Source organism: Streptomyces sp. NPDC047886 (genome assembly GCF_043204435.1).
In the GTDB taxonomy this organism is placed as follows: domain Bacteria; phylum Actinomycetota; class Actinomycetes; order Streptomycetales; family Streptomycetaceae; genus Streptomyces.
Window position 1 is genome coordinate 940973 of record NZ_JBIDCF010000002.1, and the last position, 12803, is coordinate 953775.

Sequence of the window (12803 nt, forward strand, 5' to 3'; positions counted from 1 at the left end):
TGCTTTCTCCCCCGGTCAGCCCGCGAACCAGCGCACGGGGCGCGGGGCGAGGTTCTGGTACACGTGCTTGCTCTCGCGGTACTCGGCGAGTCCGGCGGGACCCAGCTCGCGGCCGATACCGCTCTTGCCGAAGCCGCCCCACTCCGCCTGCGGCAGGTAGGGGTGGAAGTCGTTGATCCAGACGGTGCCGTGGCGCAGCCGTCCCGCGACGCGCCGCGCGCGGCCCGCGTCGGCGGACCAGACGGCCCCGGCGAGGCCGTACTCGGTGTCGTTGGCGAGGGCGACGGCCTCGTCCTCCGTACGGAACGTCTCGACGGTGAGGACCGGGCCGAAGACCTCCTCGCGGACCACGCGCATGCCGCGGTGGCAGCGGTCGAGGACGGTCGGGCGGTAGAAGTACCCGTCGGCGAGGCCGGCTTCGCGGGGGCGTTCGCCGCCCGCGCGCAGCACGGCGCCCTCGGCGAGGGCGGAGGCGACGTACTCCTCGGTACGGGCCAGCTGCGCGGCCGACACGAGGGGGCCGCACTCGACGCCCTGGTCGGTGCCCCGGCCGATGCGGATCCTCTCGGCGCGGCGGGCGAGTTCGGCGACGAACCGGTCGCGCAGCGACGCCTCCACAATGAGCCGCGAGCCGGCCGAGCAGACCTGGCCGCTGTGGATGAACGCGGCGTTGAGCGCCTGGTCGACGGCGGTGTCGAAGCCCTCGTCGGTGGCGCAGGCGTCGGCGAAGACGACGTTGGGGTTCTTGCCGCCCAGTTCGAGGGCGACCTTCTTGACGCTGTCGGCGGCGGCGCGCATCACCTTCGTACCGCTGACGAGGCCGCCGGTGAACGACACCAGGTCGACGTCGGGGTGTGCGGACAGCCGGGCGCCGACGGGGTCCCCGGCGCCGGTGACGAGGTTGGCGACACCGGTCGGCAGACCGGCCTCCGCCAGCAGCTCGATCAGCGCGACGGTGGTGAGCGGGGTGATCTCGCTCGGCTTGACGACGAAGGTGTTGCCCGCGGCGAGCGCCGGGGCGATCTTCCAACTGGCCTGGAGGAGCGGGTAGTTCCAGGGCGTGATCAGGGCGCAGACGCCGACGGGCTCATGGACGACGACGCTGTGGACGTCGGGTGATCCGGCGTCGACGACCCGGCCGCCGCTCTCGTTCATGACGAGGTCGGCGAAGTAGCGGAAGGCGTCGCTCACGCAGTCGACGTCGACGCGCCCTTCTTCGAGGGTCTTTCCCGCGTCGCGGCTCTCCAGCAGCCCGATCGTCTCACGATCGCGCTGCAGCAGGTCCGCGACCCGGCGCAGCAGCGCCGCCCGCTCGGCGACGGGCGTGCGCGGCCACTCCCCCCGGCCGCCGTCGAACGCCGTGCGTGCGGCGGCGACAGCGGCGTCGGTGTCCTCGGCTCCGCCTTCGGCGACGACCGCGAGGGTCGTGGCGTCGGCGGGGTCGAGGATGTCGCGTGTGGCTCCGGAGGCGGCTGCGCGCCACTCTCCGGCCACATGGATGGTCTGTTGTTCCGACACTGCGCGTGTTGCCTTCCGTTCCCGGTGTGGTCATGACCGGTGGTGACCGGCGACCGGGGCCCCTGCCCTGGGCGGTGGAAAGCATGCGCGAAAGTGGTGCGGCTCACTCCTCGCCGGGTTCGTCCTGTACGCGAAGGCAGGCGATCCAGCGGGGCATCATCCGGTGCACGACCAGCGCGGTGAGCAGGACCGGGAAGAGGAGGTCGGGGAACCGGACGCCGCCGAGCCAGTTCGCCAGACCGGCCGCCGCGGCGGCGGCGAGGAGGGTGCCGGAGGTGATCCGGTGGGCGAGGGCCAGCGACCGGTCCCGCTCGGCGAGCTGGCGCTCGTCCAGCATCCGGCCGCGCAGCTCGAACAGCCCGCGCGTGGCGCCGTTGATCACGCCCATGGCCACGCACCACGGGACGAGCACCGCGAGCAGGGCGACGGCGGTCCAGACCGGGCCGCCGGGCTCCGCGCCCAGCACGGTGCCGAGCCAGGCGGCGACGAAGGCCGCCGTCAGCACGGTGTGGGCGACCACCCAGGCGCGCCTGCGTCCGGCCGTGGCGTGGAGCGACGCGGCCTCACCCCGGTTCATGATCGCGTACATGCGCCGGTCGTAGCGCGTCGCGGTCCCGGCCCCGGTCGTGGGCGTGGGCGTGGTCATGGTTTCCTCCCGTGGTCCCCGTAGATCTCGTTCGTGAGCGGCTGGAACGGCTCCAGGGAGAACAGCGCCTCCACCGGGAGACCGAAGTGGGCGGCCAGCTTCAACGCCAGGTCGAGGCTGGGGTTGTACTGCCCCCGTTCGATGTAGCCGATGGTCTGGTAGTGGACGCCGACGGCCTCGGCCAGTGCCTGCCGTGACACCTTCCGCTCGGCCCGGACCACCGCCAGCCTGTTGTGCACCCGCTCGCTCATGCATAAGAAGTACTACATTCGATCGTACTTACGCAATGATCCGTATGGATGATGTGCTGCGCCCGCATCGCCCGGTCGGACGGGTGGCGCGAAGCCGCCGACCTAGGGTTCCGACCATGCGCAGCAGCGACCGCGACCGCGTCTACCTGGCCCCCGTCGACCACCTGCGGGCCGTGGCCGCCGTCCTGGTCGTCGTCTACCACGGGTGCCAACTGCTCGGCGCGCGCATCGAGGGCCACGCCTTCACCCCGGTCGCGGACTGGCTGTACTCCCCCAACCCCGCCGCCACCCTGGTCTTCGAAGGACACACGGCGGTCGCCCTCTTCATGGTCCTGTCGGGCTTCATCTTCACCGTCGGCGCGTACGGCAGGCCGATCCGGTACGGACGGTTCATCACCAACCGGCTGCTGCGCGTCTATCCGCTCTACCTGGTGATCGCCGTCCTGGGCCTCGCCACCCACGTCACGCTGCCCGGCTACGAGGACCTCGTGCGGATCCTGACCTTCACGACGCCGAGCCGGCCGTACGGCGGAGTCTTCTGGACCCTCGGCGTCGAGCTCCAGTTCTACCTGCTCTTCCCGCTGCTCCACCGGCTCCTCGGCGACCGCGGGCCCGCGGCCCTGCTGCGGCTCCTCGCCGCCGTCGCGCTGCTGCGCGCCCTGGTGTGGTTCAGCGGCCCGGCACCCGCGCCCCACACGGAGGCCCTCTACCTGGGCCTCGCCGGGCGCATCGACCAGTTCCTGCTCGGCATGCTCGCCGCCTGGTGCTACCTCCACCACCGCGACCTGCTGCGCGCCCGGTGGCTCACACCGACGGCCCTGGCGCTGGCCGTGACGGTGCTCTGGTCCTTCAACCAGGTGCACGGCTTCGTCTCCGACAGCCCGCTCAAGCTGCTGTGGAGCACGGTGGAGGGCGCGGTGTGGGCGCTGGTCGTGGCCGCGTACGTGGCGGGCGCCCGCACCGCCGGAGGGGCGCTCTCCCGGGCCCTGGCCCGCCTCGGCGAGGTCAGCTTCTCCGTCTACCTCATCCACTTCATGGTGCTGACGGTGCTGTGCCGGTACGCCGGGCTCGCGGACCTCCTGCCGTCACTGCCGCCCGTCTGGGCGGCGTTCACACTGACGCTGCTGGTGGCGCTGCCGCTGACCGTGGCGCTGTCGTTCCTCACGTACCACGCCATCGAGCTGCCCTTCCTGCGCCTGCGCCGCACCTACCTCGGCACCCCGGCCGCGGAAACACCACGCCCCCGGCTGCGGGAGAGCAGCCGGGGGCGGTGAGAACAGCCGGGGCCGGTGAGAACAAGCCGGGCCGGTGAGAACAAGCCGGGCCGGTGAGGACGGTCGGCTCAGAGGAGGCCGAGACCCCGCACGGCGTCGCGCTCCTCCGCGAGCTCCTGGACCGACGCGTCGATGCGCGTGCGGGAGAACTCGTTGACGTCCAGGCCCTGGACGATCTCGTACACGCCGTCCTTGCAGGTCACCGGGAAGGAGGAGATGAGGCCCTCGGGGACACCGTAGGAGCCGTCCGACGGGATGCCCATGGAGGTCCAGTCGCCCTCGGCGGTGCCGTTCACCCACGTGTGGACGTGGTCGATGGCGGCGTTCGCGGCGGAGGCGGCGGACGAGGCGCCACGGGCCTCGATGATCGCGGCGCCGCGCTTCGCGACGGTCGGGATGAAGGTGTCGGCCAGCCACTTCTCGTCGTCGACGACCTCGGCGGCGTTCTTGCCGCCGATGGTGGCGTGGAAGATGTCCGGGTACTGCGTCGCCGAGTGGTTGCCCCAGATGGTGAGGCGCTTGATGTCGGAGACGGCGGCACCGGTCTTGGCGGCCAGCTGCGAGATCGCGCGGTTGTGGTCGAGGCGGGTCATCGCGGTGAAGCGCTCGGCCGGTACGTCCGGCGCCGCGGCCTGCGCGATGAGCGCGTTGGTGTTGGCCGGGTTGCCGACGACGAGGACCTTGATGTCGTCCGCGGCGTGGTCGTTGATGGCCTTGCCCTGCGGCTTGAAGATGCCGCCGTTGGCCTCCAGCAGGTCACCGCGCTCCATGCCCTTGGTACGGGGGCGGGCGCCGACGAGGAGGGCGACGTTGGCACCGTCGAACGCGACGTTCGGGTCGTCGGTGATCTCGATGCCGCGCAGCAGCGGGAACGCGCAGTCGTCGAGCTCCATCGCCGTGCCCTCAGCGGCCTTCAGGCCCTGCGGGATCTCCAGGAGGCGGAGCTTGACCGGCACGTCCGCGCCGAGCAGATGGCCGGAGGCGATGCGGAAGAGCAGCGCGTAACCGATCTGGCCGGCCGCGCCGGTCACGGTGACATTCACGGGAGTGCGGGTCATGGCGATCTCCGTAAGACAGCTGGCGGTGGGGGTCCCTGCCCCTGGTGCTGGACGTCTTCGGCGCCGATGGACGACGGATCGTGTCCGGCGGTCTCTCGACGTGAAGAGAATCCAGCGGTCAGGCTATCCGACCCCGGCCGCCCGCACCCGCCGCCCCCTTGTGTCACCGCTCACGAAACACCCAGCCGTCCATCCCGGCGTCCATCCGGGGCATCGATCCGGGCGTCCATCCCGGCGTCCATCCGGGGCGTCCATCCGGGCGTCCATCCCGGCGTCCACACCGCCGTACGGTTCCGCACGCTCAGGAGGCCCCGGCGCAGCCCGCCTTGCCCGTGTGCAGCGTGGCGCACGCCCGTGCCCTCGTACCGTCCGCGACCGCCACCATCGGGGTGTACGCGTCCATGTCCGCGCGCACCACGCCGCTCCTGGTCGTACCGCCCGCCGTCACGCTGACCGTGTCGCCGGGCAGCGCCCGGCTGATACGCGCCCAGGCCGCGCCGCACACCTCGCTGTGGCGGACCTCGACCACGGCCGTACCGACGGTCGCCGAGACGACGGTCCTGGCGTACGGGCCGCCGCACCCCATGGCCTGAGGATCCTGGCCCGCGCAGTCGGCTCCGGCGCACTTCACACCGGCGGGCAGCGCGCTCGGGGCGCCGGTGGCGGGCGTGGGCACCGGGGACGTCGCGGGACCGCCGGGGCCGCCGGACGTGGCCGAAGGGGAGCGTCCGGTGCCCGGCGCGCCGACGGCGCCCTTGCCGGGGTCCTCCCCCAGGTCGGTGAGGAGCACGGCGGCCGCCACGACCAGCAGGGCGCCGACGAGTCCGGCCAGGAACATGGTCGCCTTGCGCGCGGGCGGGGTACGGCCGGGAGCGCCCACGGCGGTGCCGGCGCGGGTGCCGGCGGGGGTGGTGAGCGCGGCGCGGGCCTCGGCGATGCGCGCCCCGTCCAGGGGCGGTTCACGGCGGGGCCGCGGGTGCGGGTACGGATCGCGGGCGGTGGCGTCCGGGGTGGAGCGGTTGGCGGTCGTACCGGCGGCGCCCGAGCGGTTCCAGGCGCGTTCCGCGAGCTCCCACAGGGTGAGGAGGTGCACCGGGCTGGTGCCGGTCGCCTCCGCGAGGGCGAGGATCGCCGGCCGGGGCGCGAGCAGCCGCCCGTCCAGACACCGTTCCCACGACGTCTTGCTGTAGCCGGTGCGGTCCGCGATGCCCGCGAGGCTCAGCCCGCTGCGGTCGACCAGCCGTCGCAGTTGGTCCGCGAACTCCCTGACCTGTGGGTCGAGTTCATCCGGCAGCGCCTTCCAGCGTGGCATTGCTCCCCCTTGTTCCCCGGCATGCATGAGGACGCGCGAGCCCAGGATGGCAGTTCCCCGGGCGGGTCGCACGCTCCGTCGCCGCGCGATCACACGATGCCGGAATGGTCACCTCCGTGCCACAGGGCCAGGACATACCTTGATCGAGCTTGGCGGGTGCATGACTCTCGTAACGCGGGCCGGCGGCGCCCGTCCTTACCTCGGGGGAGGGGATGGCCGCCGCCGGCCTCGCACCGGCCCGTACGCGCCGAGAGCCGCCCGTACGTCCGAGAGACGCTCGGACGACCGACCTTCACGCGATGCCGCACCGTGCAGCGCCGTGCGGTGCAGTGCCGCACCGTGCAGTGCCGCACCGTGCCGTGCCGTGCGGTGCGGTGCGGTGCCGTGTGTACGGGAGTCAGACCGTGACGAGCGTCTTACGGAGGTTCTCGTCCACGGCCGCCAGGAACTGTTCGGTCGTCAACCACGGCTGCTCGGAACCGATCAGAAGGGCCAGGTCTTTGGTCATCTGGCCGCCTTCGACCGTCCGGACGCAGACCTGCTCCAGCGTCCGGGCGAACCGGGCCACCTCCGGCGTGCCGTCCAGCTCCGCGCGGTGGGCGAGCCCCCGGGTCCAGGCGAAGACCGAGGCGACCGGGTTGGTCGAGGTCGCCTTGCCCTGCTGGTGCTCGCGGTAGTGGCGGGTGACGGTGCCATGGGCGGCCTCCGCCAGGACCGTCCTGCCGTCGGGGGACATCAGCACCGATGTCATCAGACCGAGTGAACCGAAGCCCTGCGCGACGACGTCCGACTGGACGTCCCCGTCGTAGTTCTTGCACGCCCAGACGTAGCCGCCCCGGCTGACGAGGGCCGACGCGGCCATGTCGTCGACGAGCCGGTGCTCGTAGTCGAGCCCCCGCGCCTCGAACTCGGCCCGGAACTCGGCGTCGAACACCTCCTGGAAGATGTCCTTGAACCGGCCGTCGTACTTCTTCAGGACCGTGTTCTTGGTGGCCAGGTAGACCGGGTAGTCGCGGGCCAGGCCGTACCGGAACGACGCGCGCGCGAAGTCGCGGATGGAGTCGTCCAGGTTGTACATGGCCAGCGCGACCCCGGGTCCAGGGAAGTCGCAGACCTCCAGCTCGACCGGGTCCGTGCCGTCCTTCGGGGTGAACGTCATGGTGAGGGTGCCCGCGCCCGGGACCTTGAGGTCGGTGGCTCGGTACTGGTCGCCGAAGGCGTGCCGGCCCACGACGACGGGCTCGGTCCAGCCGGGCACCGGGCGCGGGACGTTGCCGACGACGATCGGCTCCCGGAAGAGCACACCGCCGATGAGGTCGCGGATCGTGGCGTTCGGGGAGCGGTACATCGCCTTGAGGTTGAACTCCTCGACACGCGCCTCGTCCGGCGTGAGGGTGGCGCACTTGACGCCGGCGCCGTACGCCTTGACGGCGTGCGCGGCGTCGGCGGTGACCTGGTCGCCGGTGGCATCGCGGTGCTGGATGCCGAGGTCGAAGTAGATCAGCTCGACGTCGAGGTAGGGCAGGATCAGCTTCTCCCTGATGGACCGCCAGATGATGCGGGTCATCTCGTCACCGTCGAGCTCGACGACGGGGCTGGCTACCTTGATCTTGGCCATTGGGTGGACCGTCCCTCTCACTTCACCGAAGCGTCACCCCGCACACACGGGCGCTAACGCACAGTGAAGCGAACGATGTCCTCCAGGAACGGGATCTCCAGCCATGGTTTGGGCTGCGTCATGAGGGCGAGCAGCACGATCAGCGTCCCGAGCAGCCCGTACGTGATCATGTCGGTGAACCGGGACCGCACGGCCAGCATGCCGACGGACGGCAGTACCCGCCGCAGGGCCGCGCCGGTCAGCAGGGCGACCCCGATCAGGATGGCGCCCATCCGGGACGCCTGCCAGAACGGATCGAACCCGACCACCAGCAGCCCCAGCGCGGCCAGCCCCACCACGAGCAGCAACGGCCACTGCCGCGCGGGCGCGGGCGCGTCACCGGGCGCGGCACGCCCGCCGCCCTCGGGGCGCGCGGTGTCCCGGGTCATGGTCGGCGGCCGCCGCGTGGCGCCCCCGCGGCGGATCCCGCCCCGTGCCCGAGCCCGCGAAGGCCCACCGCCACCGGGCGCGGCACCGTCCGCGGAAGCGGCGTCGCCGGGCGCGGCGCCGTTCGCGGGCGCGGCGCCGTTCGCGGGCGCGGCGCCGTTCGCGGGCGCGGCGCCGTTCGCGGGCGCGGCGCCGTTCGCGGGCGCGGCGCCGTTCGCGGGTGCCGCGCCGTTCACGGGCGCGGCACCGTCCGCCGACGCGGCCGTCGCGGCAGCCGGTGCGGCACCGTCCGCCGACGCGGCGGCACCGGCACGGTCACCGGCGTCGGCACGGTCACCGGCGCCGTCGCCGCCACCCCCGGTGGGCGCGGCGCCCGCCGGGTCGTCGTTCGTCGCCGCCGGGGCCTGCTCGGCCGGGGGCTCGTCGTTGGCCCGTACGCCCATGGGGTCGCCCTCTCCGGCTCAGCTCGCGGCCGCGGCCGCGGCGCGCTCGGCCGCCTCGACGACGTTGACCAGCAGCTGGGCCCTGGTCATCGGACCGACACCGCCGGGGTTGGGGGCGACCCAGCCGGCCACGTCGGCCACGCCGGGGTGCACATCGCCGACGATCTTCCCGTTCTCGTCCCGGCTGACGCCCACGTCCAGGATCGCCGCGCCCGGCTTGATGTCCTCGGGCTTGATCAGGTGCGGGACACCGGCGGCGGCGACCACGATGTCGGCGCGGCGCAGATGCGCGGCGAGGTCGCGCGTACCGGTGTGGCACTGCGTGACCGTGGCGTTCTCCGACCGGCGGGTCAGCAGCAGCGGCATCGGGCGGCCGATGGTGACGCCGCGTCCGACCACCACGACATGGGCACCGGCGATCTCCACGCCGTGGCGGCGCAGCAGCGCCACGATGCCGGCGGGCGTGCACGGCAGCGGCGCGGGCTCGCCGAGCACCAGGCGTCCGAGGTTCATGGGGTGCAGCCCGTCCGCGTCCTTGGCGGGATCCATCAGCTCCAGCACCCGGTTGGTGTCGATGCCCCGGGGAAGCGGGAGTTGCACGATGTAACCGGTGCAGGCGGGGTCGTCGTTGAGCTCGCGCACGACCGCCTCGATGTCCTCCTGCGTGGCGGTCGCGGGCAGCGTGTGCTGGATGGAGGCGATGCCCACCTGGGCACAGTCGCGGTGCTTGCCGGCGACGTACTTCTGGCTGCCGACGTCCTCACCGACCAGCAGCGTCCCAAGCCCTGGAGTGATGCCCCCGGCCTTGAGATCCGCCACACGGGCGGTCAGATCGGTTTTGATCGCGGCCGCGGCGGCCTTGCCATCGAGAATCTGGGCGGTCATGGGCCCATCCTCGCGGATGACCCCCGGACTGTTCCAATTCGCGTACGCCCGGCGGGATGCGACGTTGCACTTGCACAACTATTGACGTTTCGGACTGGACAAAATATCGAGGTTACTACCACGATGAACCGCGCAGTGCCGCGGGCAGTGCCGGGGGGCAAAACGGCTCATACATGTGCAGTTCTCCGCGCGGGCCGCGTCGTCCCCGCACAACCCACGGAGGAATCCCGCCATGAGCTTCGGCGACCCGAACAACCCTTACGGCCAGCAGCAGGGTCAGCCCGGATACGGCTACCCGCAGGGGCAGCAGCCCGCACAGCCCGGCTACGGCTACCCCCAGGCCCCGCCGGTCTCCCCGTACGGCGGCGGCTACGCCCCCGCGCCCCAGGAGATGCCGGGCGGCGTCAAGGCGGCCCGCGTGATGCTGTTCGTCATCGGCGGCCTCCAGGTGATCGGAGCGATCCTGGCCGCGCTCACCGCCATGGCGATCAGCGCGGCGAAGGACGACCCGACACTGAAGGACGACATCCAGTTCCAGCAGCTCGCCGACATGTCGGTCGGCGCTGTCTGGGTCGTCACGCTCCTCATTCTGGGCTGGGGCGTGTTCGCGATCGTGCTCGGCGCCAAGTTCGGCAACGGCGGCAACGGCATCCGGATCACCACGATGGTCTTCGGCATCATCACGGCGATCCTCGGCATCTACCCGTTCGTCGTCATCGGCCTGGCGCACACCGTCCTGGCGATTCTGATCGCCGTCTTCGTCGGCAAGTCCGACGGCGCCGCGTGGTTCAGCCGTCCGCGCCACTGACGCACACGCTTCTCCGCTCCACCGGCGCAAGGGCCGTGGTGTTCGCTCGACCGGCGATCACCACGGCCCTTGCGCGTCCGCGCGACCGGCTTCGACCTGCCGGAAGACGACGCCGGGGGGGGGGGGGGGGGGGGGGGGGGGGGGCGCGCCCGCGGGGGGGGGGGGGGGGGGCGGGGGGGCCGGGGGGGGGGGGGGCGGGGGGCGGGGCCCCCGCCCGCCCCCCCCCCACGCCCCCCCCGCCCCCCGGGGCTACCCGCGCGCGCCCCCCCGGGGGGGGGGGGGGGGGCGGGGCCCCCCCCCGCCCCGGTCGTGTCTGTGACGGGAACCGTCAGTGGAAGAAGTGGCGCGTGCCCGTGAAGTACATCGTCACGCCCGCCTTCTCCGCGGCCTCCACGACCTGCTCGTCGCGGACCGAGCCGCCCGGCTGGACCACGGCCTTGACGCCTGCGGCCGTGAGGATCTCCAGGCCGTCGGGGAACGGGAAGAACGCGTCCGACGCGGCGTAGGCGCCCTGGGCGCGCTCGGCGCCGGCGCGTTCGACCGCGAGCTTCGCCGAGTCGACGCGGTTGACCTGGCCCATGCCGACGCCGACGCTCGCGCCGTCCTTGGCGAGCAGGATCGCGTTGGACTTGACGGCCCGGCAGGCCTTCCAGGCGAAGGACAGCTCGGCCAGCTCGGCGGCGGAGAGCGCCTCGCCGGTCGCCAGGGTCCAGTTGGCCGGGTCGTCGCCGTCGGCCTGGAGGCGGTCGGTGACCTGGAGGAGCGCGCCGCCGTCGATCGGCTTCACCTCGACCGGGTTGGCGGGGGCGCCCTCCGCGCGCAGCACACGGATGTTCTTCTTACGGGCGAGCACCTCGACGGCGCCGTCCTCGTAGTCCGGGGCCACGATGACCTCGGTGAAGATCTCGGCGACCTGCTCCGCCATCGCGACGGATACCGGGCGGTTGACCGCGATGACGCCGCCGAAGGCCGAGAGCGGGTCGCAGGCGTGCGCCTTGCGGTGCGCCTCGGCGACGTCCGCTCCGATGGCGATGCCGCACGGGTTGGCGTGCTTGATGATCGCGACGCAGGGCTCGGTGTGGTCGTACGCGGCCCGGCGCGCGGCGTCGGTGTCCGTGTAGTTGTTGTACGACATCTCCTTGCCGTGCAGCTGCTCCGCCTCGGCGAGGCCGCCCTCGCCGTCGACGTACAGTGCGGCGCCCTGGTGCGGGTTCTCGCCGTACCGCAGGACGTTCTGGCGCGCGTAGGTGGCACCGATGAAGTCGGGGAACGCCGAATCGTCGGCCGGCGCGTACGAGGACGCGAACCAGGAAGCGACGGCGACGTCGTACGCGGCGGTGTGCTGGAACGCCTCGGCGGCGAGCCGCTTGCGCGCGGTCAGGTCGAAGCCGCCGGACTTCACGGCGTCGAGGACGTCGCCGTACCGGGCCGGGGACGTCACGACCGCCACGGAGGGGTGGTTCTTCGCGGCGGCGCGGACCATGGACGGGCCGCCGATGTCGATCTGCTCGACGCACTCGTCGGGCCCGGCACCCGACGCGACGGTCGCCTTGAACGGGTACAGGTTCACGACCACCAGGTCGAACGGCTCCACGCCCAGCTCCGCGAGCTGCTCACGGTGCGCGTCCAGGCGCAGGTCGGCGAGGATTCCGGCGTGCACGCGCGGGTGCAGCGTCTTGACGCGGCCGTCCAGGCACTCGGGGAAGCCGGTCAGCTCCTCGACCTTGGTGACCGGCACGCCCGCTGCGGCGATCCTCCCGGCCGTGGAGCCCGTGGAGACCAGCTCGACACCCGCCTCGTGCAGGCCCCGGGCCAGCTCCTCAAGACCCGTCTTGTCGTAGACACTGATCAACGCGCGACGGATGGGCTTATTCACCGACATGAACCTTTCGTCCCTCAATGCGGTAGCCGTGCCGGGCCAGACGCCCCACGACATCGACGAGCAGCGTGCGCTCGACTTCCTTGATGCGCTCATGGAGAGCGGCTTCGTCGTCCGTGTCCCGCACCTCGACCACGCCCTGCGCGATGATCGGGCCGGTGTCGACGCCGTCGTCGACGAAGTGGACGGTGCACCCGGTGACCTTCGCCCCGTACGCGAGCGCGTCCCGCACTCCGTGGGCACCGGGAAAACTGGGCAGCAGGGCCGGATGCGTGTTGACGGTCCGCCCGCCGAACCGCGCCAGGAACTCCTTGCCGACGATCTTCATGAACCCGGCCGACACGACGAGGTCGGGCGCGTACGCGGCGGTGGCATCGGCGAGCGCCCGGTCCCACGCGTCACGGGTCTCGAAGTCCCTGACCTTGCACACGAACGTCGGCACCCCGGCGCGCTCGGCCCGCTCCAGCCCGGCGATCCCGTCGCGGTCGGCGCCCACGGCGACGACCCGCACGTCAGAGCCGTACCCGTCGGGGTCGGCGGTGATGGCGTCGAGCAGCGCTTGCAGGTTCGTCCCTGACCCGGAGACCAGGACGACGAGGCGGGCGGGGGCGGCGGCCACAGGGGGACTCTTTTCGCGTTGCGGTGCGGTGCGGCTGTGTGCGGGGCGGCTGTGTGTGGTCGGCTG

At 72.5% G+C, this 12803-nt stretch carries 12 protein-coding genes; 2 read left to right on the forward strand and 10 right to left on the reverse strand.

Going from position 1 to position 12803, the window contains the following annotated elements; all coding sequences use genetic code 11:
- Positions 1 to 15: 15 nt before the first annotated feature.
- The 3 genes from ACGF5U_RS09970 to ACGF5U_RS09980 all read right to left on the reverse strand — a co-directional run bounded on the left by ACGF5U_RS09970 (position 16) and on the right by ACGF5U_RS09980 (position 2415).
- Positions 16 to 1518: an aldehyde dehydrogenase family protein gene (locus ACGF5U_RS09970; protein ID WP_392712082.1), complete on the reverse strand. Its 1503-nt coding sequence runs from the start codon at positions 1516 to 1518 to the stop codon at positions 16 to 18.
- Positions 1519 to 1621: 103 nt separating this feature from the next.
- On the reverse strand, positions 1622 to 2164 hold the full coding sequence (locus ACGF5U_RS09975) for a hypothetical protein (RefSeq protein ID WP_392712080.1): 543 nt from the start codon (positions 2162 to 2164) through the stop codon (positions 1622 to 1624).
- Positions 2161 to 2415 (reverse strand): helix-turn-helix transcriptional regulator, encoded by a 255-nt coding sequence (locus tag ACGF5U_RS09980; RefSeq protein ID WP_392712079.1) that lies wholly within the window; start codon positions 2413 to 2415, stop codon positions 2161 to 2163. Before ACGF5U_RS09980 ends, ACGF5U_RS09975 begins: the two co-directional genes overlap by 4 nt.
- A 116-nt stretch (positions 2416 to 2531) precedes the next feature.
- On the opposite strand from ACGF5U_RS09980, the gene ACGF5U_RS09985 reads away from it, so the two are divergent.
- Entirely contained in the window at positions 2532 to 3689 is a 1158-nt protein-coding gene (locus ACGF5U_RS09985) for an acyltransferase family protein (RefSeq protein ID WP_392712077.1), read from the forward strand.
- Positions 3690 to 3757: 68 nt separating this feature from the next.
- On the opposite strand, the gene ACGF5U_RS09990 is transcribed toward ACGF5U_RS09985, so the two are convergent.
- The 5 genes from ACGF5U_RS09990 to ACGF5U_RS10010 all read right to left on the reverse strand — a co-directional run bounded on the left by ACGF5U_RS09990 (position 3758) and on the right by ACGF5U_RS10010 (position 9431).
- Positions 3758 to 4747: a malate dehydrogenase gene (locus ACGF5U_RS09990; protein WP_392712075.1), complete on the reverse strand. Its 990-nt coding sequence runs from the start codon at positions 4745 to 4747 to the stop codon at positions 3758 to 3760.
- A gap of 301 nt (positions 4748 to 5048) precedes the next feature.
- Positions 5049 to 6059, reverse strand: coding sequence for a helix-turn-helix domain-containing protein (locus ACGF5U_RS09995; RefSeq protein ID WP_392712073.1), 1011 nt, complete (start codon positions 6057 to 6059; stop codon positions 5049 to 5051).
- A 397-nt stretch (positions 6060 to 6456) separates the two neighbouring features.
- Positions 6457 to 7677 carry an NADP-dependent isocitrate dehydrogenase gene (locus tag ACGF5U_RS10000; RefSeq protein ID WP_392712071.1) on the reverse strand — a complete coding sequence of 407 codons (1221 nt, stop codon included), beginning with the start codon at positions 7675 to 7677 and terminating at the stop codon, positions 6457 to 6459.
- Positions 7678 to 7730: 53 nt separating this feature from the next.
- On the reverse strand, positions 7731 to 8546 hold the full coding sequence (locus tag ACGF5U_RS10005; RefSeq protein ID WP_392712069.1) for a DUF3017 domain-containing protein: 816 nt from the start codon (positions 8544 to 8546) through the stop codon (positions 7731 to 7733).
- Positions 8547 to 8564: 18 nt separating this feature from the next.
- Positions 8565 to 9431 (reverse strand): bifunctional methylenetetrahydrofolate dehydrogenase/methenyltetrahydrofolate cyclohydrolase, encoded by an 867-nt coding sequence (locus tag ACGF5U_RS10010; RefSeq protein WP_392712067.1) that lies wholly within the window; start codon positions 9429 to 9431, stop codon positions 8565 to 8567.
- Positions 9432 to 9663: 232 nt separating this feature from the next.
- Between ACGF5U_RS10010 and ACGF5U_RS10015 the strand changes: the two genes are divergently transcribed.
- Entirely contained in the window at positions 9664 to 10239 is a 576-nt protein-coding gene (locus tag ACGF5U_RS10015) for a hypothetical protein (protein WP_392712065.1), read from the forward strand.
- A 328-nt stretch (positions 10240 to 10567) separates the two neighbouring features.
- Here ACGF5U_RS10015 and purH read toward each other — a convergent pair whose 3' ends face one another.
- On the reverse strand, positions 10568 to 12121 hold the full coding sequence (purH, locus tag ACGF5U_RS10020) for a bifunctional phosphoribosylaminoimidazolecarboxamide formyltransferase/IMP cyclohydrolase (RefSeq protein WP_392712063.1): 1554 nt from the start codon (positions 12119 to 12121) through the stop codon (positions 10568 to 10570).
- A complete protein-coding gene (purN, locus tag ACGF5U_RS10025; RefSeq protein WP_392712061.1) occupies positions 12108 to 12737 on the reverse strand; it encodes a phosphoribosylglycinamide formyltransferase in 630 nt (209 codons plus the stop codon). The genes purH and purN overlap by 14 nt, the downstream gene beginning before the upstream one ends.
- Positions 12738 to 12803 lie beyond the last annotated feature (66 nt).

Excerpts from the sequence above, each read along its gene's own strand:
- ACGF5U_RS09975 (WP_392712080.1), bottom strand. The coding sequence starts at position 2,164 with ATGACCACGCCCACGCCCACGACCGGGGCCGGGACCGCGACGCGCTAC.
- ACGF5U_RS09980 (WP_392712079.1), bottom strand. The coding sequence starts at position 2,415 with ATGAGCGAGCGGGTGCACAACAGGCTGGCGGTGGTCCGGGCCGAGCGG.
- ACGF5U_RS09985 (WP_392712077.1), top strand. The coding sequence starts at position 2,532 with ATGCGCAGCAGCGACCGCGACCGCGTCTACCTGGCCCCCGTCGACCAC.
- ACGF5U_RS09990 (WP_392712075.1), bottom strand. The coding sequence starts at position 4,747 with ATGACCCGCACTCCCGTGAATGTCACCGTGACCGGCGCGGCCGGCCAG.
- ACGF5U_RS09995 (WP_392712073.1), bottom strand. The coding sequence starts at position 6,059 with ATGCCACGCTGGAAGGCGCTGCCGGATGAACTCGACCCACAGGTCAGG.
- ACGF5U_RS10000 (WP_392712071.1), bottom strand. The coding sequence starts at position 7,677 with ATGGCCAAGATCAAGGTAGCCAGCCCCGTCGTCGAGCTCGACGGTGAC.
- ACGF5U_RS10005 (WP_392712069.1), bottom strand. The coding sequence starts at position 8,546 with ATGGGCGTACGGGCCAACGACGAGCCCCCGGCCGAGCAGGCCCCGGCG.
- ACGF5U_RS10010 (WP_392712067.1), bottom strand. The coding sequence starts at position 9,431 with ATGACCGCCCAGATTCTCGATGGCAAGGCCGCCGCGGCCGCGATCAAA.
- ACGF5U_RS10015 (WP_392712065.1), top strand. The coding sequence starts at position 9,664 with ATGAGCTTCGGCGACCCGAACAACCCTTACGGCCAGCAGCAGGGTCAG.
- purH (WP_392712063.1), bottom strand. The coding sequence starts at position 12,121 with ATGTCGGTGAATAAGCCCATCCGTCGCGCGTTGATCAGTGTCTACGAC.